Annotated in this window: 1 pseudogene; it reads right to left on the reverse strand. The window is 44.2% G+C overall.

Annotated features, from left to right (window positions below):
* Positions 1-308 (reverse strand): annotated as a pseudogene (locus tag CVN76_RS31620) (isochorismate synthase); the annotation flags it as partial.

Raw genomic sequence — 308 nt, forward strand, 5'->3', positions numbered from 1 at the left:
CACTCCTCAGGCTGCACCTCCCTCTGCCTAACAAGGGAGTTAGGTCCGCATGGAGCTCCATCCAAGCTTTCGAAAAGGAAAGCTTCCCGTTCATTTATCATATCTCTGAAGAGTTTTTCTGAATCATCAGGCGAACAAAGTAAGTTTGTCGTTAAGTAAGCTTGTTTTCCCACTATTGATAGCATGAAGGCAGGTATATAAAACAGGTTGTCCCCGAATTGGTTCCAAAGGAGCTTACTGTTAGATTCATAATCAAAAGACAAGCCCCCAAACAGTAAAGGTCCTGTCGCTTCTAAATCGGTCACTCC

The organism is Bacillus sp. mrc49, from assembly GCF_002803435.1.